This window comes from Serratia sp. CY33525 (assembly GCF_052169115.1).
GTDB lineage: Bacteria > Pseudomonadota > Gammaproteobacteria > Enterobacterales > Enterobacteriaceae > Serratia > Serratia sarumanii.
The window spans coordinates 227,658-253,058 of the sequence record NZ_JBJNLK010000001.1; the positions used below are offsets into that span (position 1 = coordinate 227,658).

General features: G+C 63.3%; 22 protein-coding genes. 4 read left to right on the plus strand and 18 right to left on the minus strand.

All coding sequences use genetic code 11. From position 1 onward, the window contains the following. Nucleotides 1-30: 30 nt before the first annotated feature. Genes astD through ACJ8IM_RS01140 form a run of 3 tightly spaced genes read right to left on the minus strand, consistent with a single transcriptional unit; the run spans nucleotide 31 to nucleotide 3,804 of the window. A complete protein-coding gene (gene astD / locus ACJ8IM_RS01130) occupies nucleotides 31-1,503 on the minus strand; it encodes a succinylglutamate-semialdehyde dehydrogenase (protein ID WP_033654443.1) in 1,473 nt (490 codons plus the stop codon). Beyond that, nucleotides 1,503-2,537: an arginine N-succinyltransferase gene (gene astA / locus ACJ8IM_RS01135; protein WP_033654436.1), complete on the minus strand. Its 1,035-nt coding sequence runs from the start codon at nucleotides 2,535-2,537 to the stop codon at nucleotides 1,503-1,505. Before astA ends, astD begins: the two co-directional genes overlap by 1 nt. Before the next feature lie 52 nt (nucleotides 2,538-2,589). Then, nucleotides 2,590-3,804 (minus strand): aspartate aminotransferase family protein, encoded by a 1,215-nt coding sequence (locus ACJ8IM_RS01140; RefSeq protein WP_033654437.1) that lies wholly within the window; start codon nucleotides 3,802-3,804, stop codon nucleotides 2,590-2,592. 655 nt (nucleotides 3,805-4,459) lie between these two features. Here ACJ8IM_RS01140 and ACJ8IM_RS01145 point away from each other — a divergent pair. Continuing rightward, entirely contained in the window at nucleotides 4,460-5,434 is a 975-nt protein-coding gene (locus ACJ8IM_RS01145) for an alpha/beta hydrolase (RefSeq protein ID WP_033654439.1), read from the plus strand. A 15-nt stretch (nucleotides 5,435-5,449) separates the two neighbouring features. Here ACJ8IM_RS01145 and ACJ8IM_RS01150 read toward each other — a convergent pair whose 3' ends face one another. Continuing rightward, nucleotides 5,450-6,868 (minus strand): aminotransferase-like domain-containing protein, encoded by a 1,419-nt coding sequence (locus ACJ8IM_RS01150; protein ID WP_033647705.1) that lies wholly within the window; start codon nucleotides 6,866-6,868, stop codon nucleotides 5,450-5,452. A 144-nt stretch (nucleotides 6,869-7,012) separates the two neighbouring features. Here ACJ8IM_RS01150 and ACJ8IM_RS01155 point away from each other — a divergent pair, with 144 nt between their 5' ends. From ACJ8IM_RS01155 to ACJ8IM_RS01165, 3 genes are read left to right on the plus strand one after another with little or no spacing between them, the layout of a single operon-like run. Continuing rightward, on the plus strand, nucleotides 7,013-8,413 hold the full coding sequence (locus ACJ8IM_RS01155) for a cytochrome ubiquinol oxidase subunit I (protein ID WP_033647706.1): 1,401 nt from the start codon (nucleotides 7,013-7,015) through the stop codon (nucleotides 8,411-8,413). A 2-nt stretch (nucleotides 8,414-8,415) separates the two neighbouring features. Then, nucleotides 8,416-9,423: a cytochrome d ubiquinol oxidase subunit II gene (gene cydB / locus ACJ8IM_RS01160; protein ID WP_033653684.1), complete on the plus strand. Its 1,008-nt coding sequence runs from the start codon at nucleotides 8,416-8,418 to the stop codon at nucleotides 9,421-9,423. 14 nt (nucleotides 9,424-9,437) lie between these two features. After that, nucleotides 9,438-9,590 (plus strand): DUF2474 domain-containing protein, encoded by a 153-nt coding sequence (locus ACJ8IM_RS01165; protein ID WP_071605360.1) that lies wholly within the window; start codon nucleotides 9,438-9,440, stop codon nucleotides 9,588-9,590. 9 nt (nucleotides 9,591-9,599) lie between these two features. Here ACJ8IM_RS01165 and ACJ8IM_RS01170 read toward each other — a convergent pair whose 3' ends face one another. The 14 genes from ACJ8IM_RS01170 to ACJ8IM_RS01235 all read right to left on the minus strand — a co-directional run bounded on the left by ACJ8IM_RS01170 (nucleotide 9,600) and on the right by ACJ8IM_RS01235 (nucleotide 25,175). After that, nucleotides 9,600-9,866, minus strand: a complete 267-nt coding sequence (locus ACJ8IM_RS01170; protein ID WP_033653683.1) for a hypothetical protein — start codon at nucleotides 9,864-9,866, stop codon at nucleotides 9,600-9,602. Beyond that, complete coding sequence (locus ACJ8IM_RS01175) at nucleotides 9,863-10,087, minus strand: hypothetical protein (protein ID WP_025303190.1); 225 nt, start codon at nucleotides 10,085-10,087, stop codon at nucleotides 9,863-9,865. The genes ACJ8IM_RS01170 and ACJ8IM_RS01175 overlap by 4 nt, the downstream gene beginning before the upstream one ends. 106 nt (nucleotides 10,088-10,193) lie before the next feature. Further along, nucleotides 10,194-11,279, minus strand: coding sequence for an acyl-CoA desaturase (locus ACJ8IM_RS01180; protein ID WP_033653682.1), 1,086 nt, complete (start codon nucleotides 11,277-11,279; stop codon nucleotides 10,194-10,196). Next, entirely contained in the window at nucleotides 11,276-12,358 is a 1,083-nt protein-coding gene (locus ACJ8IM_RS01185; RefSeq protein ID WP_033653681.1) for a fatty acid desaturase family protein, read from the minus strand. The genes ACJ8IM_RS01180 and ACJ8IM_RS01185 overlap by 4 nt, the downstream gene beginning before the upstream one ends. Beyond that, complete coding sequence (locus ACJ8IM_RS01190; protein ID WP_033653680.1) at nucleotides 12,351-13,484, minus strand: sterol desaturase family protein; 1,134 nt, start codon at nucleotides 13,482-13,484, stop codon at nucleotides 12,351-12,353. Before ACJ8IM_RS01190 ends, ACJ8IM_RS01185 begins: the two co-directional genes overlap by 8 nt. Further along, a complete protein-coding gene (locus tag ACJ8IM_RS01195) occupies nucleotides 13,481-14,098 on the minus strand; it encodes a phosphatase PAP2 family protein (protein WP_033653679.1) in 618 nt (205 codons plus the stop codon). Before ACJ8IM_RS01195 ends, ACJ8IM_RS01190 begins: the two co-directional genes overlap by 4 nt. Beyond that, nucleotides 14,095-15,381 carry a F390 synthetase-related protein gene (locus tag ACJ8IM_RS01200; protein WP_033653678.1) on the minus strand — a complete coding sequence of 429 codons (1,287 nt, stop codon included), beginning with the start codon at nucleotides 15,379-15,381 and terminating at the stop codon, nucleotides 14,095-14,097. Before ACJ8IM_RS01200 ends, ACJ8IM_RS01195 begins: the two co-directional genes overlap by 4 nt. Beyond that, nucleotides 15,378-16,184, minus strand: coding sequence for an MBL fold metallo-hydrolase (locus tag ACJ8IM_RS01205; protein ID WP_033653677.1), 807 nt, complete (start codon nucleotides 16,182-16,184; stop codon nucleotides 15,378-15,380). The genes ACJ8IM_RS01200 and ACJ8IM_RS01205 overlap by 4 nt, the downstream gene beginning before the upstream one ends. Then, nucleotides 16,177-17,193 carry an NAD-dependent epimerase/dehydratase family protein gene (locus ACJ8IM_RS01210; protein ID WP_033653676.1) on the minus strand — a complete coding sequence of 339 codons (1,017 nt, stop codon included), beginning with the start codon at nucleotides 17,191-17,193 and terminating at the stop codon, nucleotides 16,177-16,179. Before ACJ8IM_RS01210 ends, ACJ8IM_RS01205 begins: the two co-directional genes overlap by 8 nt. After that, nucleotides 17,190-18,197 carry a 3-oxoacyl-[acyl-carrier-protein] synthase III C-terminal domain-containing protein gene (locus ACJ8IM_RS01215; protein ID WP_033653675.1) on the minus strand — a complete coding sequence of 336 codons (1,008 nt, stop codon included), beginning with the start codon at nucleotides 18,195-18,197 and terminating at the stop codon, nucleotides 17,190-17,192. The genes ACJ8IM_RS01210 and ACJ8IM_RS01215 overlap by 4 nt, the downstream gene beginning before the upstream one ends. A 276-nt stretch (nucleotides 18,198-18,473) precedes the next feature. Further along, entirely contained in the window at nucleotides 18,474-19,151 is a 678-nt protein-coding gene (gene narI, locus ACJ8IM_RS01220) for a respiratory nitrate reductase subunit gamma (protein WP_025303199.1), read from the minus strand. A 2-nt stretch (nucleotides 19,152-19,153) separates the two neighbouring features. After that, nucleotides 19,154-19,876, minus strand: coding sequence for a nitrate reductase molybdenum cofactor assembly chaperone (narJ, locus tag ACJ8IM_RS01225; protein ID WP_033647718.1), 723 nt, complete (start codon nucleotides 19,874-19,876; stop codon nucleotides 19,154-19,156). After that, complete coding sequence (gene narH / locus ACJ8IM_RS01230; RefSeq protein WP_033653673.1) at nucleotides 19,873-21,417, minus strand: nitrate reductase subunit beta; 1,545 nt, start codon at nucleotides 21,415-21,417, stop codon at nucleotides 19,873-19,875. The genes narJ and narH overlap by 4 nt, the downstream gene beginning before the upstream one ends. Continuing rightward, a complete protein-coding gene (locus tag ACJ8IM_RS01235; RefSeq protein ID WP_033653672.1) occupies nucleotides 21,414-25,175 on the minus strand; it encodes a nitrate reductase subunit alpha in 3,762 nt (1,253 codons plus the stop codon). The genes narH and ACJ8IM_RS01235 overlap by 4 nt, the downstream gene beginning before the upstream one ends. Nucleotides 25,176-25,401: the final 226 nt, after the last annotated feature.

A 25,401-nucleotide genomic window follows, 5' to 3' on the forward strand; every position in this document is an offset into this window, starting at 1 on the left:
GCGGCGGCGCCATCGCGCCGCCGCAGACGATTAACGGAACGACAAGCCCGGCGAGAGCGTCGCCGGCAGCGACAGGCTTTCGCTTTCCAGCGAAGCCATCGGCCAGGCGCAATAGTCCGCCGCATAGAAGGCGCTTGGGCGATGGTTGCCGGAGGCCCCCACGCCACCGAACGGCGCCGCGCTGGACGCCCCGGTCAGCGGCTTGTTCCAGTTGACGATGCCGGCGCGCGCTTCCAGCAGCAAGCGCTCGAACAACTCGCGCTGCGGCGATACCAGCCCCACCGACAGGCCGTAGCGCGTCCGGTTGGCGAGCTGTAGCGCTTCGTCGAAATCGCGGTAACGCACGATGGTGGTCAAGGGGCCGAAATACTCTTCGTCCGGTACGCCGGCCACGCCGGTCAGATCGACGATGCCCGGGCTGAGCAGCGAACTGCCCGGTTCCAGCAGGCGCATGCTCAGCAGCGATTTGCCGCCCAGCGCCAGCAAGCGCTGCTGCGCGTTCAGCATGTTTTCCGCCGCAGCTGCCGACACCACCCCGCCCATGAACGGCTGCGGTTCGGCATCCCAGCGGCCGACGCGCAGTTCGCCCGCCACCTGGACCAAACGTTCGATAAAGGCGTCGCCTTCCGCCCCCTGCTTCACCAGAATACGGCGTGAACAGGTGCAGCGTTGGCCGGCGGAGATAAACGCCGATTGGATAGCCAGGTTGACCGCCGCATCGCGATCGTCAAAACCGTCGACGATCAGCGCGTTGTTGCCGCCCATCTCCAACGCCAGGATCTTCTCCGGCTGCCCCGCCAATTGGCGATGCAGGTGATAGCCGGTGCCGGCGCTGCCGGTGAACAGCAGGCCGTCGATATCCGCACTGGCCGCCAGCGCTTCGCCGGTCTCGCGGCCGCCTTGCACCAGGTTGATCACCCCGTCCGGCAGGCCGGCCTGCAGCCACAGCTTCAGGGTCTCCTCGGCGGTCAGCGGCGTCAGCTCGCTCGGTTTGAATACCACGCAGTTGCCGGCCAACAGCGCCGGCACGATATGGCCGTTCGGCAGATGGCCGGGGAAGTTGTAAGGCCCGAACACCGCCAGCACGCCGTGCGGACGATGGCGCAGCACCGAAGCGCCGTCGGCCATCGCCGTCTGGCTAAAGCCGGTGCGCGTCTGATAGGCCTGCAGCGAAATGCCCACCTTGCCGATCATCGCCTGAATTTCGGTCAGCGTTTCCCAGCGCGGTTTGCCGGTCTCGCGGCTGATGGTTTCCGCCAGCGACTGCTTGTGTTCTTCCAGCAAGGCGGCGAAGCGTTTTACCAGCTGTTCGCGCTGTTCGAACGGCGTCCGCGCCCAGGCCGGGAACGCGACGCGCGCGGCCTCGCAGGCGGCGGCGACGTCATCGGTATCGGCGGCGTTGGCGCGCCACAGCGGCTGGTTGCCGACCGGATCGGCCTTGCCGAACTCGGCGCCGCGGCCCTGCCGCCAGACGCCGTTAATCAACAGTGCAGGATGAGACATCATGCTTTCTCCTGTGCAATAAGGGGGAGCACCCGCACCGGGCTGCCCTGTTCGACGCCCAGCGCCGCGGCGGTGGCGGCGTTGATATGCAGGCGGTCGTCATACAGATCGGCATTGACCAACAGTGCGCGGTATTGCTGATAGTTGTCGTTGGCCACCAGATGCACCGGCGCATCGGCGCGCATCGGCGTGTCATCCAGCACCACTTTCACCAGGCGGCTCTGCTTCACCGCGCGGATGTGGTCGATCTCGGCTTCCAGCGTCGGGCCGCCGTCGAAGATATCGACGTAGCCCTGATAGCTCAGGCCTTCCGCCTCCAGCAATCGGCGTGCCGGCAGGGTTTGCGGATGCACTTCGCCGATCACTTTCTGCGCGTCTTCGGCCAGGAAATCGACATACAACGGGTGTTTCGGCATCAGTTCGGCGATAAACGCCTTTTGCCCGGTGCCGCTCAGGTAGTCCGCCTTGGCGAACTCGATGGAGAAGAAATGGCGCCCGACGCTCTCCCAGAACGGCGATCGGCCGTTTTCATCGGAGAAACCGCGCATCTCGGCGATCAGGCGCCGGGAGAAACGTTCGCGGAACGCGGCAATAAACAGGAAACGCACCTTCGACAGCAGCTTGCCGTTCTCGCCGTGACGATAATCCGGATCGAGGAACAGCGTGCACAGCTCCGAATGGCCGGTATGATCGTTGCTGAGGAACAGCGTCGGCACCGATTTATAGACGTTCAGCTGTTTGGAAGCGTGCACCTGCGTGCCGACGCGGAAGCTGTACCAGGGTTCCGCCAGGCCGACGGCCACTTCGATCGCGCAGACCCCGACCACCTGACGGCGCTCGCTGTCTTCCAACACGAACAGATAACACTGGTCACTTTGCGGAAGTTCGCCTTGCCAGGTTTTTAACGCCCGCTCAATGCGTGCCGACAGGGTATCTTCATTTTGCGGCAGTGAAGTGAGACCGATGCCGGATTTACCGGCCAGCGTCAATAAATCCGCCAGATCGCGACGCTCTATAGGGCGAATAATCATCATAATGCGAACCTCTTCTGAATCAGGCTGCGCCGGTGAAGGCGCAGCCCGCTGATTAGCTGCAAATGCGCGCCACGGCGCGCGCGAATCGCGCCAGCCCCTCTTTCACATCCTGCTCAGGGATGATCAGCGACGGCGTGAAACGCACCACGTCCGAGCCGGCGATCAGCGCGATAACGCCTTCTTCGTTGGCCAGTTGGGTGATCTGCTTCGCTTTGCCGGCATAGTCTTTCGTCAATTGGCAGCCGATCAGCAAACCGCCGCCTCGAATGTCGGCGAAGATCGGGTACTGACGGTTGATGTCGTTCAACCCGTCGATAAACCACTGGTGACGCTGTTTCACGCCCTCCAGCACTTCCGGGGTGTTGATGATGGAGAACACCGTCCCCGCCACCGCCGTCGCCAGCGGGTTGCCGCCGTAGGTGGTGCCGTGGGTGCCGACGCCCAGCGTTTTCGCCAGCGCATCGGTGGTCAGCATGGCGCCGATAGGGAAGCCGCCGCCCAGCGCTTTGGCGGTGGTCAGCACGTCCGGCACCACGCCGTACTGCATGTAGGCATACAGGTGGCCGGTGCGGCCGACGCCGGTCTGCACTTCGTCGAAGATCAGCAGCGCATTATGGCGATCGCACAGCTCACGCAGCCCCTGCAGGAAACTGGCTTCCGCCGGCAGCACGCCGCCCTCGCCCTGGATCGGCTCGACGATCACCGCGCAGGTGCGATCGTTGATAAGCTCGGCCGCCGCGGCCAGATCGTTGTACGGCGTATGGGTGATGCCGCCCGGCAGCGGCGCAAAGTCCTGCGAGTATTTTGGCTGGCCGCCGGCGGACACGGTAAACAGCGTGCGGCCGTGGAACGCGTTGTTGAACGCCACAATCTGATCTTTACCGGCGCCGTGCTGGTCGTGCGCATGCTTGCGCGCCAGTTTCAGCGCCGCTTCGTTGGCTTCAGCGCCCGAGTTGCAGAAGAACACCTTGTCGGCGAAGGTGGCGTCGATCAATTTTTTGGCCAGGCGCAGCACCGGTTCGTTGGTATAGCCATTGCCCAGATGCCACAGTTTGCCCGCCTGCTCCACCAGCGCCGCCTTGACCGCCGGGTGCGCATGCCCCAACGCGTTAACCGCGATGCCGCCGGCGAAGTCGATGTAAGACTTACCCTGCTGATCCCACACCTGCGAGCCTTCTCCCCGCACCAGAATAAAATCGGCAGGGGCATAAACCGGGACCATCCAGTCATCGAAAGACTGGCGGGTAACTGCGATTGGCTGTTCCATAGTGACCTCATAATCTCAGCAAAGGCTGAATTTTGACTGTAAGGGCCGCTCAGGCCCGGCTAGGCCGCCACATTGCAAAAAAACCGTTGTTCAAAACCGACTTTCACGGCGGAGAAAATGCTGCCCCTTACCGCTGATTTAGAAACAAATCTGTTACATAAAATCGGTTTTTCACTATTTATGGCGTATATCCGGTCCCTGAGCGGGGAGTAAATGTTAACGAGCAGTTAAAATACATGTCGTTTGATAAAGAGTGTAGAGCAGCTATCGTGCCAAAACGGGATTTTTACCGGATTTTGCTATTTCTGGCGTTAAAACAACGGCTTATATTGCATAGTTATTCATTTTCTATGCATTGGTAATGCATAAATTAAAAAATAAGGCCTAAAATCATCATTGCGCGCGAAATCCTATTCAATTGCGAAAAACTTCAGGATTTCTGATCGGGCTCGCAAAAATAATTTCGCCCGATTTGCTCGCTATCACACTTTTTGCCCCCAGCGGGTGCAGCGGTGCGCCAGAATGGTGCATCGCGGCAGCGACGCGAGACCCCACCGGCCAAAAGGGGCCACGCTGGCCGCGGCTCCTGCTTTGTGCGCCAGCGACTACACTGTGATCCTGACCGCCCCTTCTCTTCTGCGCACAAGGAGTCCCCATGCCCAAGAAAACCGTCGATCTCAGCCAGCCGCACGCCCAACACGACATCCGCGCGTTTCTCGACGCGCTGAATGCCGGCGGCGGTAAACCTATGGAACAGATGAAGCCCAAAGAGGCGCGCAGGGTGTTGGAGGACACGCAACGCAGCGTCGAGGTGCCGCTGCGCGAGGTCGATATCAGCGAGAAAACCATTCACGTAGAAGGTCAGGATATTCTGCTGCAGCTGGTGCGGCCGGCCAGGGTCAAAGAGGCGCTGCCGGTATTCATGTTCTTCCACGGCGGTGGCTGGGTGCTGGGCGATTTTCCCACCCATGAACGGCTGGTGCGCGATCTGGTGCACAGCTCAGGTGCGGCGGCGGTGTTCGTCAATTATCCCCGCTCACCGGAGGTGCGCTACCCTGAGGCGATCAACCTGGCTTACGCCGCCACCGAATGGGTGGCCGAGTACGGCGAGAAGATCAACGTCGACGGCTCGCGGCTGGCGGTGGTCGGCAACAGCGCCGGTGGCAATATGGCGGCGGTGGTCAGCCTGATGGCCAAACAGAAAGGCATACCGGCGCTGCGCTGCCAGATCCTGCTGTGGCCCGTCACCCGCGCCCAGTTTGATACCGATTCCTATCATCAGTTTGCCGAAGGCCATTTCCTGACCCGCAACATGATGAAGTGGTTTTGGGACAGCTACGCGCCCGATAAGGCGCAGCGCAAAGATATCTACGCCTCGCCGCTCAACGCCACGCCGGACCAGCTGCGGGGGTTGCCGCCGGCGCTGGTGCAAACCGCCGAGCTGGACGTGCTGCGCGATGAGGGCGAAGCCTACGCGCGTCTGCTCGATGCCGCCGGCGTCGAGGTCACCTCCACCCGCTATAACGGGCTGATCCACGACTACGGCCTGTTGAATCCGCTCGCCCACGTCCCGGCGGTGCATTCGGCGATCCACCAGGCCGGGCGCGCGTTGAAGCACTATCTGTCCTGACGCCAGGTGTGCCGTTCAACCTGCCGCCGCCAGCCCCCGGATAAGCTTGGCTAAGGTTTTGATCGCCTCTTCAAAGCGGTCGTTCCATTCAAAAGAGGCGTTGAGACGGAAGCAGTGGTTGAAATGGTCGCCGGTGGTAAACATGCGCCCCGGCGCGATGCTGATGCCCCGGGAAAGCGCGCGCCGGTACAGTTCCATCGACGACAGCGCCGGATCCAGCTCCAGCCACAGGAAGTAGCCGCCGTCGGGCTGGCTGACCTTCACCGTCGGCGGGAAATGGTGGGCGATCGCCTGACGCATCGCGCTTTGCCGCTGGGCCAGCAGGCGCCGCAACCGCCGCAGATGGGTATCGTAGCCGCCGTGCAGCAGATAATCCGCCAGCGCCATCTGGGTCGGCACGCTGGTGGAAACGGTGCTCATCAGCTGCAAACGCTGGATCTGCTGCGCATAACGCCCCGCCGCCACCCAGCCGACGCGAAAGCCCGGCGCCAGGCATTTGGAAAACGACGAGCAGTGCAGGATCTGGCCGCCGCTGTCGAGCGCCTTGGCCGGCAGCGGCCGTTCCGCGCTGAAGTACAGTTCGCCGTAGACGTCGTCTTCAATCAGCGAGATCTGCCGTTCGCGCAGCAGCGTCACCAGACGCTGCTTGTTGGCCTCCGGCAGGGTGGCGCCCTGCGGGTTCTGGAAATGGGTCATCAACCAGCAGGCTTTGATCGGATACTGGTCCACCGCCTGCTGCAGCGCGTCCAGATCGATACCGTCCTGCGGATGCGTAGCGATCGCCACCGCCTTTAACCGCAGCCGTTCCAGCGCCTGCAGCGCGCCGTAAAACGCCGGCGATTCGATCGCCACATAGTCGCCCGGCTGGGTCACCGCCTGCAGGCTGAGGCTGAGCGACTCCATCGCCCCGGCGGTGATGACGATTTCGTCCGGCGCGACCTGCATGCCGCTCAGCGCATAGCGTTGGGCGATGTGCCGCCGCAGCGCGTCGTTGCCCGGCGGCAGGTTGGCCAGCGAACTGTGCGGCGTGAACTTGCGCGCCACGCTGCTCAGCGCGCGCGCCAGCTTCGGCTGGGCGAACAGCGTGGCGTCGGGAAAGGCCGAACCGAAAGGCACGATATCCGGATCCTTGCAGGCCTGCAGCACGTCGAAAATAAAGGCGTTGATGTCCACCTGCTCGCTCAGCAACAGCTTCTCGCCGCGCGAAGGCTGGGGCAGCGGCTGCGGGCGCGCCGCCACGTAGTAGCCCGACTGCGGCCGGGCGACGATCCACCCCTGGCTCTCCAGCAGTTGGTAAGACTGCACTACCGTCATCAGGCTCAATCCGGCGCGTTTGCCGCTCTCGCGCAGCGAAGGCAGTTTGTCGCCCGCCCGCCACACCCGGTTCTGGATCTGTTCTCTAATCTGCTGCGCAAGCTGCTCGTATCGGGTCATAACCATTAACTGTTATATGAAAAAGTAAAATAACTGTCACTATTATAGTCACTGTACTCCGTGCTTAACTTAACGCCAAGTATTTCACATAAAAATGACAGCTATACTCAAGAGGTTAATTTATGTTCAACCCTAGGAGGCGCCATGCTGGGTCTTGATGCACTGGAACTCGCCAGAATACAGTTCGCCTTCACCGTGTCTTTCCATATCATCTTCCCCGCCATCACCATCGGTTTAGCCAGCTATCTGGCGGTGCTGGAAGGGTTATGGTTGAAAACGCACAATGAAGCCTACCGTGAGCTTTACCACTTCTGGTCAAAGATTTTCGCCGTCAACTTCGGCATGGGCGTGGTGTCCGGGCTGGTGATGGCCTATCAGTTCGGCACCAACTGGAGCTTCTTCTCCGAGTTCGCCGGCAGCATTACCGGGCCGCTGCTGACCTATGAAGTGCTGACCGCCTTCTTCCTCGAAGCCGGTTTCCTCGGCGTAATGCTGTTCGGCTGGAACCGCGTCGGCCCCGGCCTGCACTTCTTCGCCACCTGCATGGTGGCGCTCGGCACGCTGATCTCCACCTTCTGGATCCTGGCTTCCAACAGCTGGATGCAGACGCCACAGGGGCATGAAATCATCAACGGCCAGGTGGTACCGGTCGACTGGCTGAAGGTGATCTTCAACCCGTCCTTCCCGTACCGCCTGCTGCACATGTCCACCGCCGCCTTCCTCTCCTCGGCGTTCTTCGTCGGCGCCTCCGCCGCCTGGCATCTGCTGCGCGGCCGCGATACCCCGGCGATGCGCAAAATGCTGTCGATGGCGATGTGGATGGCGCTGATCGTCGCGCCGGTGCAGGCGCTGATCGGCGATGCGCATGGCCTGAATACGCTGAAACACCAGCCGGCGAAGATCGCCGCCATCGAAGGCCACTGGGAAAACCCGCCGGGCGAAGCCACGCCGCTGATCCTGGTCGGCTGGCCGGACATGGAGCGCGAAGAGACCCGCTTCAAGCTGGAAGTACCGTACCTCGGCAGCCTGATCCTGACCCACAGCCTGACCGAACAGGTACCGGCGCTCAAATCCTTCCCGCCGGAAGATCGCCCCAACTCCACCGTGGTGTTCTGGTCGTTCCGCATCATGGTCGGGCTGGGCATGCTGATGATCCTGGCCGGGGTGTGGAGCCTGTGGCTGCGCTGGCGCGGCGGGCTGTATCAGTCGCGTCCGTTCCTGTACTTCATCCTGTGGATGGGTCCTTCCGGGCTGCTGGCGCTGCTGGCGGGCTGGTTCACCACCGAGATCGGCCGCCAGCCGTGGGTGGTGTACGGCCTGCTGCGCACCAAGGACGCGGTCTCCGCGCACGGCGATCTGCACATGAGCATCAGCCTGCTGGCGTTCATCATCGTCTACTGCTCGGTGTTCGGCGTGGGCTATTCCTACATGATGCGCCTGATCCGCAAAGGGCCGCAGCCGCATGAACACCAAGAAGACAATACCGAGGGCCGGCCGGCGCGTCCGCTGTCCGCGGTCAACGATACTCTGGACGACAGGAGCTGAACATGGGCATCGATCTTCCGCTGATTTGGTTTGTGATCATCGTGTTCAGTACCATGATGTACGTGGTGATGGACGGTTTCGACCTGGGCATCGGCATCCTGTTTCCGTGGGTGAAAGAGAGCGGCGACCGCGATCTGATGATGAACACCGTCGCCCCAGTGTGGGACGGCAATGAGACCTGGCTGGTGCTGGGCGGCGCCGCGCTGTTCGGCGCCTTCCCGCTGGCCTACTCGGTGATCCTCGACGCGCTGGCGATCCCGCTGACGCTGATGCTGATCGGGCTGATTTTCCGCGGCGTGGCCTTCGAGTTTCGCTTCAAGGCGACGCCGGAGAAACGCCATATCTGGGACAAGGCGTTCATCTGGGGCTCAATCTTCGCCACCTTCAGCCAGGGGGTGGTGGTGGGCGCCGTGATCAACGGCTTCCCGGTCGAAGGCCGCACCTACGCCGGCGGCGCACTGGACTGGCTGACGCCGTTCGCGTTGTTCTGCGGGCTGGGGCTGGTGGTGACCTACGCCCTGCTAGGCTGCACCTGGCTGGTGATGAAAACCGCCGGTGATCTGCAGGCGCGCATGTATCATCTGGCGACGCCGCTGCTGGCGATCCTGTTGCTGGTGCTGGCCGCGGTCAGTATCTGGACGCCGATCGCGCATCCGGAAATCGCCGCCCGCTGGTTTACGCTGCCGAATTTGTTCTGGCTGCTGCCGGTGCCGGTGCTGGTGCTGCTCAGCGCCTGGGGAATTCAGCGCGGGGTGAAACGCGGCGCGCACTACTCGCCGTTCATACTGACGCTGCTGCTGGTGTTCCTCGGCCTGAGCGGGCTTGGCATCAGCATCTGGCCGCACCTGATCCCGCCGGCCATCAGCCTTTGGGACGCCGCCGCCCCGCCGCAGAGCCTCGGCTTTATGCTGGTGGGCGCGCTGTTCATCATCCCGATCATTCTGGTCTACACCTTCTGGAGCTACTACGTGTTCCGCGGCAAGATCAGCCATGAACACGGCTATCACTGAGAAGGGAGGACGCTATGCAAGATAAAACGGCAACCGCCGCGCCGGCGCCCTGGTGGAAACGCATCGGCTGGCTGGTGATCATCTGGAGCGCCAGCGTGCTGGGGCTGTTCGTGGTCGCCTCGCTGTTCCGCCTGCTGATGACCGCGGCGGGCATGAAGTCGCATTGACGCGGCGCCTTATCTGGCCGCGCTGGTGGGAAAGTAGAAGGAAACCACCAGCGTGACCAGCGGCAAGGCGCCGATCTTCACCAGTTCGAACGTTTGTCCGAGCGCTTCATTTTTCTCCCAATACGCGTGGGCGGCGAATACGCCCACGCTGACCGCGAATATCCCGCACAATACCTGGCGCGCCAGGCGCAGCCGCTCCATTTCGTCGAAGACCAACACCTGCTCCAGATAAACCTGGCTGGCCTCATCGCGCAGATTACGGCTTTCGATGTTCATGGGAAGATCTCCACGACCCGCCCCACCGCTTCAAGCTGTTCACCCTTCTCCCGTACAATGCCAAGAGAAGTACCATCCTGTTTCATCCAGTACTTATCGGCAAGGGTAATCAGTGCAAACGCCATTTTGATTACCTCGGTTTTTTCCATCCCATGACGCCGGGCAATATCGTTCAGATCATCATCAATTTTGTTCGATAACCGAATCGGCAAGCTGCGCATAGTCCACCTCCTGTGGCCGTTGATTCACAGGAGGAAAGTCTACTGGAAGGGCAACTATCGTTCAATTAGTGAACTGCGTAACGCCTCGCACAATCCGCATGCAACGCTAATGCGGTTTGCGCCCCATCGCGCTGAGGAAGCGCTGCTGCAGGCGCAACAGCTCCTCCAACTCCAGCAGGCGGTAGTCGATGCCGAAACGCGGCGCTACCTCGCCGATGATGCGGCTCAGCGCCGGGTAATGGCGGTGGCTCCAGTGCGGGAACAGATGATGCGTCAAATGCAGGTTCGCCCCGCCGAGCCAGTATCCCAGCCAACGCGGCCGGGTCAGCCAGTCGAAGGTGGTGGCGAACACATGGTGATACCAGCCGTGCGGCATCGCACCCTGCACCGGCGCCTGGTAAAAATTGGCCTTGGCCCAGTGGGTGCCGATGATCAACATCACGAACAGCAATGAAGAAAGCATCTGGCTCAGCAAATAGACCAGCAGAATTTGCCCGATGCCGATGGCCGGCGGCAGCAGCCAGCACGGGATCGCCAGCGCCAGCAGCAGGTGCGCCGCCTTGCCCGCCAGAAATCCGCACCAGCCGCGCACGCCCTGCTGCGCCATGCGTGCCGCCACGCGGGTGCGGCCCGCCCGATCCAGCCAGTCGAACAGCCAGATGTAGTACGGGAACGTCAGCGCCGCCACCAGCGGCCAATAGTAGCGCTGGGCGCGCATAAAGGGCCGCCAGCGCTGGAACGGCGTTTGCCGCAGCACGCCGTTGGCGTCGATGTCGGGGTCGTAATGTTCGATATTGTTATGGGCATGGTGGAACAGCACGTGCCGCACACGCCAGCAGTCGGGATCCAGCCCCAGCGGCACGCTCACCAGGGCGTTCAGCCAGCTGTTGGCCCAGGGCCGACGGAAAAACGCGTTATGTGAGGCATCGTGCACCACGTTCACCGTCAGGAACATGCCGATAAAGATAAAACCGAAGTAGCAAGCGAAAAACGCCCAGCCGTTTTGCTGCTGCAGGCTCAACCCGTAACACAGGCCGCACAGCGCCAGCAGCAGCGCCACCTTCGCCAGCATGCCGCCGTCGGCGAAGCGGTGATCGCCGTTGGCCGTCAAATAATGCTGGGCGGCCTGCATCAGCGCACGATGTAGCCCACTGTCGTCACGCCGGTAGGCTAACGGACGCAGCGGCTTCATGGCTGCCCCATCCGGCGTAAGAAGCGCTGTTGCTGCGCCAGCAGTTCGCGATAGCCGATGCAGCGGTACGCCATGCCGTGCCGATGCGCCACTTCCGCCACTGCGGCGGCCAGCGCCGGGTAGTGGCGGTGATTCCAGCCGGGAAACAGGTGATGGGTCAGGTGATAGTTCAGCCCGCCGGTCAGGTGCTCCAGCCAGCGCGGCTCGGGCTGCCAATCGCAGGCGGTGGCGAAATTGTGCCGGTACCAACCGTGCGGCATGCTGTCACCCGCCGGCGCCGGGTAAAACTCGGCCTGCGCCCAGTGGGTGCCCAGCAGTAGGAACACCACCAGCAGCGAGGCAAACATCTGGCTGAGCGCGTAAGCCAACAGCACCCAGCCCCAACCGATGCCGTGCAGGTGGCACAGGATCAGCGGCACCACCAGCACCAGCGCCACATGAAGCAATTTGCACAGCACGAACAGCGTCCAACCGCCGCGCCCCGCCAGCACGCGTTTTTCCCGCAGCGGCGTTTTATCGAGCCGATCGGACCAATCGAAAATCCACGCGATGTAGGGCAGCGAGAGCGCGGCGATCAGCGGCCAGTACAGATGCTGATAGCGCATATGCGGCCGCCAGCGCTGGAACGGCGTCTGGCGGAAAAAGCCGTTCTCTTCGGTGTCCAGATCGTAGTGTTCGACGTTGGCGTAAACGTGGTGGTAATCCACGTGGCGCGTGCGCCAGTAGTCCGGATCGACGCCCAGCGGCAGCGTCACCAGCCGCCCCACCAGGCGATTGGCCCAGGGCGCGCGCAAGAAGGCGTTATGCGAAGCATCGTGGTTGACGTTGACGTTGAGCAGCATGCCCATGGCCACGAACAGGAAATAGCAGAGGAAAAACGCCCAGGGCTGATGCTGCATCAGGCTCAGGGCATAAAACCCGACGCACAGCGCCAGCAACAGCGCGGCCTTGGCCAATCGCGCGGCATCGGCATAGCGATGATCGCCCGCCAGGCAGGCGTGCGCCGCGCGCTTGAGATCGCGGTGAAACGCCTGCTCGCCATCGGCGGGGAAACGCAGCGGCGGCAATAAGTCAGCCATGCGGCTCCTCCACGGCGGCCGGCGCGGCCACTCGCCCCCAGCCCAGCGCCACGCACAGGGCATGCAGCGCCACGGCGGCCATGGCGATATGCCAATAGCGCTGCGGCCAGCCGAGATAGCCGATAAACAGCAGCGGCATGCCCAGCGCGATCAGCAGCCAGACGGCGCTCGCCCACCGCCGCCCTTCCGTCATGCCGCCCAGCGCCACCGAACCCAACGCCAACAGCACCAGCAGCGCCATTTGCGGCCAGCTGATGTCGCCGTAGCCGTAACCGTATTGGTAGACGTAACCGACCACCAGCGAGAACAGCAGCATGGCGCCGCTGAAGACGCTGAGCGCCGAACGGCGGTCGCGCGGCCGGCCCGGCGCCGGGCGCCATGCCAGACGGAAATAGCGCAGAAACGGCAGATTGCTCGCCCAGAACGGGTTGGCGGACGGCCGGTCGCCGCCGACGCCGTAGCTGAACGGCGTGGTCGGCAACGCCGGGCAGAACGTGCCGAACAGCTTGTCCCAGAAGATAAAGCTGCCGCCGAAGTTCTTATTGGAATACGCCATGTCCTTGACGTGGTGCACCCGGTGGTGCGCCGGCGTGACCAGGATTTTTTCCAGCACGCCCAGCTTCGGCGTCAGCGCATTGTGGTTAAACAGCTGAATGCTGTAGTGAAAAATCGACACCGTGACGAACACCGACAGCGGCACGCCCGCCAGCGCCAGCAGCAAAAAGAACGGGATCGACGTCAACGACGAATACCAGGAGTTGCGCACCCCCAGCGACAGGTTGAAGTGCTCCCCCTGGTGGTGCACCACGTGTACCGCCCACAGCACGCGGAAGCGGTGGTGCAGACGGTGCAGCCAGTAGAAACCGAAGTCCCACGCCAGCAGGGCGAACAGCCACATCAGCAGCGGCGGCCAGGCGTCCAGCAGCCCCAGACTGAAATGCGCGGCCACGTAGCCGTAGCAGGTGATCTCCAGCCCGCGGAACAGCCACAGCATGATATGGCCGGAGTTCAGGTTGAACACCAGATCGTGCCAGTTGACCGGCTCACGGCGCCCCCACTGCAGCGCCACCGCCTCGGCCACCACGATGAACAGCATGAACACTATCGGCAACGCCAGATCGCTCATCCCATTTCTCCTTTAACCACCCGCCGGCGCAGGGTCTTGATGCGCAGGGCCAACCACCCGGCGCACAGCGCCAGCAGCGCGCCGCCGGCCAGATCGACAAACAAATGGCGGCGCAGCTGCAGAATGGAGAACGCGATCGCCACGCCCCACAGCATCCACAGCGCCGTCCGCACTTTGCGCTCGCCGTCGCTCAACGCCCACACCGCCAGCACCGTCAGCGCCATATGCAACGAAGGCAGGCAGTTCTGCGGCGAATCCACCTGGGTTAACGCCGCTAGCAGCTGCGCGCTGATCCCAACGCCATCGTTCCGCGGATAGGCCATGGTGGTCGGCCACAGCAGGTAAACTGTCCCGGCGCCCAGCGCCGTCAGCTGCATCGCCAACGTCAGCCATTTGATTCGCTGCAGCGGCGCCAGCAAATAGCCCGCCGGGACGATGAGGAAGAACGACAGGTAAAGCCAAATGGCCGCCGGGCTGAACGGGATCGCCCGGTCAAGCGCCGACGGCGGCAACAAAGTTCCCGTCCCCTGCAGGCGATCGGTCAGGCTATACACCACCCCGACCGTCCCCCAGCCGAGCAACATGTGCCCTAGCCTGAACAGCGTATTTTTCATGCTTCCTCCGCCTGGCGCACGATGCGCCGCCGCTTGCGATCGAACTGCGGCAACACCGCCTGCGCCGTCAACCGCCATTCGAGCCGATCGGTGGCGATGCCCTGGCGAGCGAACAGCGCGATCAGCTGCGCCTGGCAGTGCGCCAACGCCGCCGGGCTGCAATCGGCGATCAACTCCAGCCGGTGCTCGCCGCGCTGGATCAGGCGGTAATCGCTGGTCAGCGGCAGCGCATTGGCGATCGTCCGGCTGCAGGCATCGGCGAACACCGCCTGCGGTTGCCGCTGCGCATCGGGCAGCATCAGCTGATCGTCGCGCCGCCCTTCGATACGCGCAATCGCCCGCGTCGGCTGCCCGCACGGGCAGGGTTCCTTGCGCAGCACCAGCACATCGTCCAGCCGGTAACGCACGATCGGCTGCGTGCCGCGGGTGAAATCAGTGATCAGCGGCGTGAAACGCAGTTCGTCGATCCACTGCGGTTCGATATGCAAAAACTCTTCGTTCAGATGCAGGGTGCCGTGCGCGCAGGTCGCGGCCAGGAACCCCTCGGTAGCCTGATACACTTCGCCAACCGCCGGAAACACCTGCATCAGCAGGCGGCGATCCTGTTCTTCCAATACCTCGGCGACCGAGATCGCTTTTTTGACCGGCAGCTTCACCTGCCCGGCCAGCACCGCCAGCGCCAGGGCGCGCAGCACCTGCGCCGGCGCCACGATGATGCTGGGCGCCTGCCGTTCCAGCGCGGGCAGATGCTCGCTGAACGGCGCCAGCAAATCGTAAAACGCCAGGCTCAGCCAACGGTTGTTTACGCTGTGATAGAGATTATTGTCCGCGCGCAGAAACAGCGCGACGCGCTCGCCGGCCAGCAGCCCGTCCGGCAGCATCTTCGCCAGCATGCCGCCGGCCCACACCTGCTGTTCGCGCGGGCTGACGACAAACACGCCGCGCTGCCCAGAGGTGCCGGACGACAATCCGACGCTGTAGCGCCCAATCTTTGGCGTGAAATCGCGATCCGCCTCGCTGCGCTGCGCGCAGGCCAGCACCGCCTCCCGGCTCAGCCCGGCGGTATTCATCCGGTCGAACTGCGCCATCATCAGCGCCTTGTCCATCTGCGGCCATTCGGCGAACGGCCGGCGGCTGAAGCGCTGAAAATAGGGGCTCTTGCTCAGCACCCGGCGGGCAAAGCCCGCGAGCTGCCGAGCCTGATGCGCCTCCAGCGCCGCACGATCGCCAAAGCGCAGGCGCCGGGCGCGGAAGTAGTGCCACAGGGTCATGAAGGGGATCACAGGTCCCCCTCGTGGCACAGCAAAATGTTGACCTGGCCGCCCGCCCACAGTTGGTTAAGCCGTTCCAGCGTGCGGGTGTACGCCACCGCGTCGTCCATCACCAGATTGGCCAGGCGCGAAGGCCCGCGCAGCGTCTGGTAGCTCTGCGGCGACCAGGCGGCGTCGCTGGCCAACAGCGTCCAGCCGGCGTCGGTGAGAATAAAGGCGCCGATATGGCCGGCCGCATGCCCCGGCAGCGGCACCAGCACGATCTGCCCTTCGCTGCCCGGCAGCGCGTAACCGCGATCGAACGGCGCCAGCAGCGCGGGCAACGCCACCGAGGGAAAAGCTTCCATAAACTGCAGGCGGCTCTCGAAATCCGCCGGGATCAGGCCGGGAATAAAGGCGCGTTTCAGCGCCGCGAAACCGCGCAGCCCACGGGTTTGCTGCCAGCCTTCGCCGCAGCAAATAAAATCGAGGCGGCTGAAATCCTGCAGCCCGGCGATGTGATCCGCGTGAAAGTGCGAGACGATCAGCGCCTGGATGTCGCCTTCGGCGTAACCGGCTTCGCGCAGCTGATGCGCCAACGACTCGGCGGGGTCGAAGTAGACCGGCGTCATGCGGCGGTAAAGGCTGAACACCCCCGACTGCGTGTGCTGCTGAAAATAATGCGCATAGCCGGTATCCCACAGCCAGCGGCGCTCTCCCACCTCCAGCAGATAGGCGCGTGCCGGAAATTTACATACCCGGAACCCGGCGCCGCGCAGCGCCATACAGCCGATATGCGTGCAATAGCCCACTTCAAAAACGGTGACCTTAGCCATGCTGTATGCCTCCTTGCTGCCGCAGCCACTCGCCGGTCAGGCGGATCCCCTCTTCCATCGAGTAACGCGGCCGATAGCCCAGCTCTTCGATCGCGCGGGTCTGGCTCAGGGTCATGTCAAAATGCACCGCCGCCACGCTGTAGCGCGTCAGCAGCGGTTCCTTGCCGCTCAGGCTTGCCCACAGCTCCATGCCGCCGGCCAGCGCCTGCAGCAGCGGATACGGCACGGCCTGCAGCTGGTAACGCAGCCCCAGCTCCTGGCGCAGCAGTGCATCCAGCATCTCCGCCAGCCGCTGTGGTTGATGGTTGGTGATGTTATACACGGCGCCGGACGGCAATCCGCGCTGCCGGCTGGCCAGCTCCATGGCGTGCACCACGTTGGGAGCAAAGGTCAGATCCAGCAGCGCTTGCCCGCCGCCGGGCAGCCGCAGCACGCCGCGATCGCGTTCGAGCTGCTGCAACAGCCGCGGCACGATCACCCGATCGTGCGGGCCAAACAGGCCGCGCGGCCGCAGCATAATATAGGTGGTTTGCGGGTAGATCTTCGCCTGCGCCAACAGCCGCTGCTCGGCGGCGTGCTTGCTGGCGGCATAGTGATTGGCGAAGCGCCGGGCGCGATAACCCTCATCAAGATCGTAATGCGGCTGAAAATCGAAGTAGATTGCCGGCGTGGAGATATGCACGAAGCGCCGCACGCCGCAGCGCCCGGCCGCCTCCGCCAGTTTCTCCGTCGCCGCGACGTTGATGCGGTGAAATTCCGCTTTGCCGCCCCAGGGGGAAGACTTGGCCGCACAGTGCCACACCCACTCGCAGTCGGTCACCAGCTCCCGGCACTGCTGCGGCGTGGCCTGCGCCAGATCGCGCGAGTAAAATTCAGCGCCCATCTGCCGCAACGCTTCGCCGGCCCGCTCATCGCGGCCGGTGGCGCGCACCTGATGCCCGGCCTCCAGCAACCACTGCGCCGCGTTGCGCCCCAGCCCGCTGGTCGCCCCGGTCACCAGCACCCTCATGGCAGCAACACCATGCCGGCCAGCGCCAGCCCGGCGGCGGTGCCGATCAGCATCACCGGCTGGCCGGGGTTGAAGCGCCCGGTGGTCACGGCGGCATGCAGCGCGGTCGGGATAGAGGCCGCCACCTGGTTGCCGTGATGGCGGTAGATGTCCACCAGCGCCTCGCTGGAAACGTGCAGCCGTTTACGCATATGTTCGAGCGACAAATGGCTGGCCTGGTGCGGCACCACGGTGGCGATCTGCGCCAGGGTCAAGCCGCTGGCGCTCAGCAGCCGGTCGAGGTAGTCCTCAATCAGCGCCGACGCCTGACGGAACAGCGGTTTGCCCTGCATATGAAACAGGAAGTCTTGCTCGCACATGCCGGCACGCGGGTTGCGGCGCGTGCCGCCGGCGCGGATCTCGCACAGTTCGCTGCCGGCGGGATAGGTTTCCACCAGGCTGGCGAGGATGCCGCCGGTGCCGTCACCGCGCTCCACGATGGCGCAGGCGGCGCCGTCGCCGAAAATCAGCGACGACTCTTCGTGCTGCCAGTCGATGCCGCGCGAAGCGAGATCCGCCGAGACGATGGCGATACGCCGATACGTCCCGGCGTTCAACAGCCCCGCCGCCACCTGCAGTGCAGAGATAAAGCTGACGCAGCTGCTGTTGATGTCGAAGCCCGGCGTACCCGGCGCCAATCCGGCGATCTTGAGAATATGCGCGGCAGAGCACGGCAGCGCCTGTACCGCTATCGCCGAGGCGGAGATCAGCAGGTCAATCGAAGCGGCCGGAATAGTGCTGCGGGCCAGCGCGTCTTGCAGTGCGGCGGCGGCGAGCTCGGCCTGGCTGGCATCGTCGGCGGCGTGATAGCGGTAAACGATGCCCGAGCGCTTTTCAACGTAGCCGGCCGGTTTCCCCAGGCGGGCATCGAGCGTAGAGGAGGCCACGCGGTTGGGCGGCAACGCGGCCCCGGTGGCGATGATTTTCAGAGGCAACAGCTCGGGTGAGCGACATTGTGTGGTCATTATTGTTATTGATTAACCTGACTATCCATAAAGCGATTCTCCCGCGCGGCGCGAAGGCCATGCGGATCATCCCCGGTTTTTATGTCCCAAAAGGCCTTTCATCAAGGCGCTATCTCTTGTTATCGGCTACCACGGGCCGACGTCCGTCGGCGCAAGCATAAGCGTAACATGACTGAGATAGTTAGTTTACGACAAGGCGGCGAGAATGGGCAGACGGCAGGGGAATTATCGGAATAGCGCCGCCGCAGGCGATCGGCGGCGGCGGCGGGGTCAGGCTCAGCGGCGGTTGCGCACCAGCTGGTAACGGCGGGTCAGATACTCTACCGGCGCACTCCAGATATGCACCAGGCGGCAGAACGGGAACAGCACGAACAGCGTCATGCCCAGCACCATGTGCAGTTTGAAGATAATCGCCACCCCTTCCAGGTGCGCGGAAGCGCCGGCGTGGAACGTCACCACCGCCTGCGCCCAGGCCACCAGCTTCATCATTTCGCTGCCGTCCATATGCTGGGCGGAGAACGGAATGGTCAGCAGGCCGAGGCACACCTGCACCACCAGCAACGTCAGGATCATGATGTCGGCGAAGCTGCTGGTGGCGCGCACCCGCGGGTTGGTCAACCGGCGCTTCAGCAACAGCGCACCGCCGATCAGCGTCATCAGGCCGCAGGCGCCGCCGGCGATCATCGCCAGCTTCTGCTTCACGTCGATCGGCAGGAAAGCCTCATACATCCAGTGTGGCGTCAGCATGCCGAGGAAGTGGCCTGCGAAGATGCCGATAATGCCGATGTGAAACAGGTTGGACGCCAGCCGCATGCCCTTTTTATCCAGCATCTGGCTGGAGCCGGCGCGCCAGCTGTATTGCCCGTAGTCGTAACGCAACCAGCTGCCGATCAGGAACACCGCGCCGGCCAGATAAGGGTAAATATCGAAGAAGAACTGATTCAAAAATTGCATGATTAGCGTCCTTTGGTTCCGGTTAACGCATCCGTCAGATCCAGATACTGTGGCGCCACCGCGCCGGCGAAGCGCCGCTGGTGCGCCGTCTGTTGGGCGGAGGCGCAGCCCTGTTCGCCGAGAAACTTGACCTGCTCCTCTTCCCACACCGCATCCAGCGCCTGCGGCGTATCGTCGCGCGCCTCTTGCGCCACCTGGGTTTCCAGCGTCTGGGCCTGCACCTCGCTGCCGGACAGCAATAGCAGCAGATCGAACAGCACCGCATACGGGCTTTCGCGCTGTTGCAGGCGCGCGCCCAGCAGCGCCAGGATCGGCGCGATGTCCTGCAGCCCTTCCCGCGCCTGCGCTGCGCTGCGGCTGGCCAGATACTCCAGATACAGCGGCAGGAAATCCGGCAGCTCGCGGCTGTCGATCTCGAGCCCGGCGGCGCGGTACTGCGCCATCAGATCGACCATCGCCTGGCCGCGATCGCGCGACTCGCCGTGCACGTGCTCAAACAGCAGCAGCGAGGTGGCGCGGCCGCGATCGAACAGCTCGCAATAGTCGGCCTGCGCGTCCAGCAGCGGGCGGGCGCACAGGCGGCGGATAAACAGAATCAGCTGCGCGCTGTGGTGCAGATCCAGCTCGCTGGCCGGCTCCAGCGCCTCGATCAGCGCCTGCTGATGGTCAAACAGTACCTGTTCCGGGTAATCCAGCAGGCGGGCGATCACTTTCAGGCTGATCATGAGGCATCCTCCGGCCGCGCGGTTTTCGCGGTCACGTCGATGGCGTCGATGCGGCGGCTGTTGAACAGGTTGAACTTGCCATCGCTGCCGTGGCAGCCGTCGCCGAAGCTGAAACCGCAGCCTTTGCTTTCCGGGAAGGCTTCGCGCGCCAGCTCGCGGTGGCTCGACGGCACCACGAAGCGATCTTCATAGTTGGCGATCGCCAGGTAGCGATACATCTCCTGCGCCTGCGCTTCGCTCAACCCGACCTGTTCCAGCGCGCTGGTGTCCACCACGCCGTCGACGGTTTCCGCCCGCTTGTAGTGGCGCATCGCCAGCATGCGCTTCAGGGCCAGCAGCACCGGTTCGGTATCGCCGGCGGTCAGCAGGTTCGCCAGATACTGCACCGGAATACGCAGGCTCTCGACGTCCGGCAGCACGCCGCTGTGCGCCAGCTCGCCGGCGTCGGCGGCGGACTGAATCGGCGACAACGGCGGCACGTACCAGACCATCGGTAGCGTGCGGTATTCCGGGTGCAGCGGCAGCGCCAGCTTCCAGTCCATCGCCATTTTGTACACCGGCGACTGCTGGGCGGCTTCAATGACCCCCTGCGGCACGCCGTCCGCCAGCGCCTGAGCAATCACCTTCGGGTCATGCGGATCGAGGAAGATGTCGAGCTGGCTCTGATACAGATCCTTGTCGTTCTCCACCGCCGCCGCCTGCTCGATGCGGTCGGCGTCGTACAGCAGCACGCCGAGGTAGCGAATGCGGCCCACGCAGGTCTCCGAACACACCGTCGGCTGCCCGGCTTCGATGCGCGGGTAGCAGAAGATGCACTTCTCGGACTTGCCGCTCTTCCAGTTGAAGTAGATTTTCTTGTACGGACAGCCGGTCAGGCACATGCGCCAGCCGCGGCACTTGTCCTGGTCGATCAGCACAATACCGTCTTCGCCGCGCTTGTAGATCGCCCCGCTCGGGCAGGTGGCGACGCAGGCCGGGTTGAGGCAGTGCTCGCATAGCCGCGGCAGGTACATCATGAAGGTGTTTTCGAACTGGCCGTACATCGCCTTCTGCAGGTTGTCGAAATTCTTGTCCTGCGAGCGTTTTTCGAATTCCCCGCCGAGGATCTCCTCCCAGTTCGGGCCGCTTTCGATCTTGTTCATGCGCTGGCCGGTGATCAGCGAGCGCGGGCGGGCCACCGGCTGGTGCTTGCCCTGTTTGGCGGTGTGCAGATGCTGGTAGTCGTAATCGAACGGCTCGTAGTAGTCGTCCAGCGCCGGCACGTCCGGGTTGGCGAAGATTTTCGCCAGCACGCCGACGCGGTTGCCCATGCGCGGCTCCAGCTTGCCGTTGATTTTACGTATCCAGCCGCCCTTCCATCTTTCCTGATCTTCCCAGGCGTGCGGATACCCGACGCCGGGCTTGCTTTCCACGTTATTGAACCAGGCGTATTCCATACCTTCACGGCTGGTCCAGACGTTCTTGCAGGTGACCGAACAGGTGTGGCAACCGATGCACTTGTCCAGATTCAGCACCATGCCGACTTGCGAACGAATTTTCATTTGCTGTTCTCCTGCTGACTGCCCTGCGCGTAGTCGTTGCCTTCGTCATCCAACCAATCAATGCGGTTCATCTTGCGCACCACCACGAACTCGTCGCGGTTGGAGCCGACGGTGCCGTAGTAGTTGAAGCCGTAGGCCAGCTGCGCATAGCCGCCGATCATGTGGGTCGGCTTCGGACAGGCGCGCGTCACCGAGTTGTGGATGCCGCCACGCTGGCTGGTGATCTCCGAGCCCGGCAGGTTCACGATGCGCTCCTGCGCGTGGTACATCATGGTCATGCCGGCCGGGATACGCTGGCTGACCACCGCGCGCGCCGTCAGCGCGCCGTTGGCGTTGAAGGCCTCAATCCAGTCGTTGTCCGCGATGCCCAGATCTTTGGCGTCGTCTTCGCTCAGCCAAACGATCGGGCCGCCGCGCGACAGCGTCAGCATCAACAGGTTGTCGCTGTAGGTGGAGTGAATGCCCCACTTCTGGTGCGGCGTCAGGAAGTTCAGCGCCTTCTCCTTGTTGCCGTTCGGTTTGCTGTTGAGCAACGGCTGCGCGGCGCGGGTGTCGATCGGCGGCCGATATACCAGCAGGCTTTCACCGAAGGCGCGCATCCACTCGTGATCCTGATACAGCTGTTGACGGCCGCTGAGGGTGCGCCACGGGATCAGCTCGTGCACGTTGGTGTAGCAGGCGTTGTAGGAAACGTGTTCGTCTTCCAGACCGGACCAGGTCGGGCTGGAGATGATTTTGCGCGGCTGCGCCTGAATGTCGCGGAAGCGAATTTTCTCGTCTTCCTTGTTCAGCGCCAGATGGCGGTGATCGCGGCCGGTGACGTTGCTCAGGGCCTCCCAGGCTTTTACCGCCACCTGGCCGTTGGTTTCCGGCGCCAGCGACAGGATCACTTCCGCCGCGTCTATCGCGCTCTCGATCTTCGGCCGCCCCGCCGCCGGGCCGTCGGCCTTGACGTAGTTAAGCTGCTTGAGGAAATCGACCTCGGTTTGGGTGTTCCAGCTGATGCCCTTGCCGCCGTTGCCCAGTTTGTCCAGCAGCGGCCCCAGCGAGGTGAAGCGCTCGTAGGTGGCCGGGTAATCGCGCTCCACCGCGATGATGTGCGGCGCGGTTTTGCCCGGGATCAGATCGCATTCGCCTTTCTTCCAGTCCTGCACGCCGTAAGGCTGCGCCAGTTCGGCGGCGGAATCGTGCTGGATAGGCAGGGTCACCACGTCGGTTTCCTGGCCCAGATGGCCAACGCACACCTCGGAGAAGGCCTTGGCGATACCCTTGTAGATCTCCCAGTCGCTCTTCGAATCCCAGGCCGGATCGACCGCCGCCGACAGCGGATGGATGAACGGGTGCATGTCGGAGGTGTTCATGTCGTCTTTTTCATACCAGGTGGCGGTCGGCAGCACCACGTCGGAGTACAGGCAGGTGCTCGACATGCGGAAATCGAGCGTCACCACCAAATCCAGCTTGCCTTCGCCGCCCTGCTCGCGCCATTCCACTTCCTGCGGCTTCACGCCGCCCTGCTGGCCGAGATCTTTCCCCTGAATGCCGTTTTCGGTGCCCAACAGGTATTTGAGCATGTACTCATGGCCCTTGCCGGAGGAGCCCAGCAGGTTGGAGCGCCAGACGAACAGGTTGCGCGGGAAGTTCTGCGGATTGTCCGGCTGCTCGGCGGCGAAGCCCAGCGAGCCATTTTTCAGGCTGTCGACGGTGAACTCGACCGGCGACTGACCGGCCGCGCGGGCCTGCTCCGCCAGGCGCAGCGGGTTGGTGCTCAGCTGCGGCGCCGACGGCAGCCAGCCCATGCGCTCGGCGCGCACGTTGAAGTCGATCAGGCTGCCGCCGAAGCGCGATTTGTCCGCCAGCGGCGACAGCAGCTCGTCGGTGCCGACGGTTTCATAGCGCCATTGGCTGGAATGGTTGTAGAAGAACGAAGTGCTGTTCATGTGGCGCGGCGGACGCTGCCAGTCGAGGCCAAACGCCAGCGGCAGCCAGCCGGTTTGCGGCCGCAGTTTTTCCTGGCCGACGTAGTGCGCCCAGCCGCCGCCGCTCTGGCCGACGCAACCGCAGAAGATCAGCATATTGATCAGGCCGCGGTAGGTCATGTCCATGTGATACCAGTGGTTGACGCCGGCGCCGACGATGATCATCGAACGGCCGTGGGTCTTCTCGGCGTTTTCCGCGAACTCGCGGGCAATGCGGATGATGTTGTGGCGCGACACGCCGGTGATCTGTTCGGCCCAGGCCGGGCTGTAGGCCTTGACCTCGTCATAGTCGGCGGCGCAGTTGGCGTCGCCCAGCCCGCGCTCGAGGCCGTAGTTGGCAAGCGTCAGGTCGTACACGCTGGTCACCAGCGCTTCGCTGCCGTCCGCCAGCTGCAGGCGTTTCACCGGCAGTTTGTGCAGCAGGATCTCGTCCAGCGCCACGCTGTTGAAATGCTCGCTGTCGGCGCCGCCGAAGTACGGGAAGCCCACCTCGGCAACATCGTCATGCATGCCCAACAGGCTGAGCTGCAGCTCGACTTCCTGTTGCGACTTGCCCTCGCGCTGTTCCAGGTTCCACTTGCCCTTCTCGCCCCAGCGGAAGCCGATGGAGCCCTGCGGCGCCACCAGATCGCCGCTGCGGCTGTCGATAGCGACGGTTTTCCACTCGGGGTTGTTTTCCTGGCCCAGCCCGTCCACCAGATCGGCGGCGCGCAGCAGGCGGCCGGCGGCGTAATGGCCGCCTTCACGCGCTTCCAGCAGCACCAGCATCGGCATGTCGGTATAGCGGCGCACGTAGTCGCGGAAGTAGCCGACTTCGCGATCGAGATGGAACTCTTTCAGCATTACGTGGCCCATCGCCAGCGCCATCGCGCTGTCGGTGCCCTGCTTCGGATTCAGCCAGTGGTCGCACAGCTTGGCGACTTCGGCATAGTCCGGCGTCACCGCCACGGTTTTGGTGCCCTTGTAACGCACTTCGGTAAAGAAGTGGGCGTCCGGGGTGCGCGTCTGCGGCACGTTGGAGCCCCAGGCGATAATGTAGGAGGAGTTGTACCAGTCGGCGGATTCCGGCACGTCGGTCTGCTCGCCCCAGGTCATCGGCGAGGCCGGCGGCAGATCGCAATACCAGTCGTAGAAGCTCAGGCAGGCGCCGCCGATCAGCGACAGGTAGCGGGCGCCGGCGGCGTAGGACACCATCGACATCGCCGGGATCGGCGAGAAGCCGATGATACGGTCCGGGCCGAAGGTTTTGGCGGTATAGACGTTGGCGGCGGCGATCAGTTCATTGACCTCCTGCCAGCTGGAGCGGACGAAACCGCCGCGGCCGCGCGCCACCTTGTAGCTTTTGGCTTTTTCCGCATCGCCGACGATAGAGCCCCAGGCCGCGACCGGATCGCTGTGCTGCGCTTTCGCCTCGCGCCACAGCTTGAGCAGACGCTTGCGCATCAGCGGGTATTTCAGCCGGTTGGCGCTGTACAGGTACCAGGAGTAGCTGGCGCCGCGCGGGCAGCCGCGCGGTTCATGGTTGGGCAGATCGGGACGGGTGCGCGGGTAGTCGGTTTGCTGGGTTTCCCAGGTCACCAGGCCATTCTTCACGTAGATCTTCCAACTGCAGGAACCGGTGCAGTTCACGCCGTGGGTGGAACGCACCACTTTGTCGTGCTGCCAACGGCTGCGGTAGCCGTCTTCCCAGTCGCGGTTGGTGTTCAAGGTTTGGCCGTGATCGCCAGAAAAAGGCTCCGCCAACTGCTTGAAATAGCTGAAACGGTCTAAAAATTTGCTCATCCGGAATGCTCCTGAAGGCTCTTGTCGTTATAAGAAGACATGCTCAATCTGCCGCCAGCCTACTGACGGCCAATCGGCGGCAAATTGATTGCGATCAAGAGAAAGCGGAAGGCGATACACGCGCCGGGTGAGAAATACCACCAAAGTATAGGTGCGATAAACGAGATTAATATGTTGAATTTAAATGAATAAATCAGGAGTGAAAGACAGAGACTGACGGGCGGGA

Bases quoted from the DNA above. Each gene is read 5' to 3' on its own strand.
- astD (WP_033654443.1), bottom strand. From the start codon at position 1,503: ATGTCTCATCCTGCACTGTTGATTAACGGCGTCTGGCGGCAGGGCCGC.
- astA (WP_033654436.1), bottom strand. From the start codon at position 2,537: ATGATGATTATTCGCCCTATAGAGCGTCGCGATCTGGCGGATTTATTG.
- ACJ8IM_RS01140 (WP_033654437.1), bottom strand. From the start codon at position 3,804: ATGGAACAGCCAATCGCAGTTACCCGCCAGTCTTTCGATGACTGGATG.
- ACJ8IM_RS01145 (WP_033654439.1), top strand. From the start codon at position 4,460: ATGCCCAAGAAAACCGTCGATCTCAGCCAGCCGCACGCCCAACACGAC.
- ACJ8IM_RS01150 (WP_033647705.1), bottom strand. From the start codon at position 6,868: ATGACCCGATACGAGCAGCTTGCGCAGCAGATTAGAGAACAGATCCAG.
- ACJ8IM_RS01155 (WP_033647706.1), top strand. From the start codon at position 7,013: ATGCTGGGTCTTGATGCACTGGAACTCGCCAGAATACAGTTCGCCTTC.
- cydB (WP_033653684.1), top strand. From the start codon at position 8,416: ATGGGCATCGATCTTCCGCTGATTTGGTTTGTGATCATCGTGTTCAGT.
- ACJ8IM_RS01165 (WP_071605360.1), top strand. From the start codon at position 9,438: ATGCAAGATAAAACGGCAACCGCCGCGCCGGCGCCCTGGTGGAAACGC.
- ACJ8IM_RS01170 (WP_033653683.1), bottom strand. From the start codon at position 9,866: ATGAACATCGAAAGCCGTAATCTGCGCGATGAGGCCAGCCAGGTTTAT.
- ACJ8IM_RS01175 (WP_025303190.1), bottom strand. From the start codon at position 10,087: ATGCGCAGCTTGCCGATTCGGTTATCGAACAAAATTGATGATGATCTG.
- ACJ8IM_RS01180 (WP_033653682.1), bottom strand. From the start codon at position 11,279: ATGAAGCCGCTGCGTCCGTTAGCCTACCGGCGTGACGACAGTGGGCTA.
- ACJ8IM_RS01185 (WP_033653681.1), bottom strand. From the start codon at position 12,358: ATGGCTGACTTATTGCCGCCGCTGCGTTTCCCCGCCGATGGCGAGCAG.
- ACJ8IM_RS01190 (WP_033653680.1), bottom strand. From the start codon at position 13,484: ATGAGCGATCTGGCGTTGCCGATAGTGTTCATGCTGTTCATCGTGGTG.
- ACJ8IM_RS01195 (WP_033653679.1), bottom strand. From the start codon at position 14,098: ATGAAAAATACGCTGTTCAGGCTAGGGCACATGTTGCTCGGCTGGGGG.
- ACJ8IM_RS01205 (WP_033653677.1), bottom strand. From the start codon at position 16,184: ATGGCTAAGGTCACCGTTTTTGAAGTGGGCTATTGCACGCATATCGGC.
- ACJ8IM_RS01210 (WP_033653676.1), bottom strand. From the start codon at position 17,193: ATGAGGGTGCTGGTGACCGGGGCGACCAGCGGGCTGGGGCGCAACGCG.
- ACJ8IM_RS01215 (WP_033653675.1), bottom strand. From the start codon at position 18,197: ATGACCACACAATGTCGCTCACCCGAGCTGTTGCCTCTGAAAATCATC.
- narI (WP_025303199.1), bottom strand. From the start codon at position 19,151: ATGCAATTTTTGAATCAGTTCTTCTTCGATATTTACCCTTATCTGGCC.
- narJ (WP_033647718.1), bottom strand. From the start codon at position 19,876: ATGATCAGCCTGAAAGTGATCGCCCGCCTGCTGGATTACCCGGAACAG.
- narH (WP_033653673.1), bottom strand. From the start codon at position 21,417: ATGAAAATTCGTTCGCAAGTCGGCATGGTGCTGAATCTGGACAAGTGC.
- ACJ8IM_RS01235 (WP_033653672.1), bottom strand. From the start codon at position 25,175: ATGAGCAAATTTTTAGACCGTTTCAGCTATTTCAAGCAGTTGGCGGAG.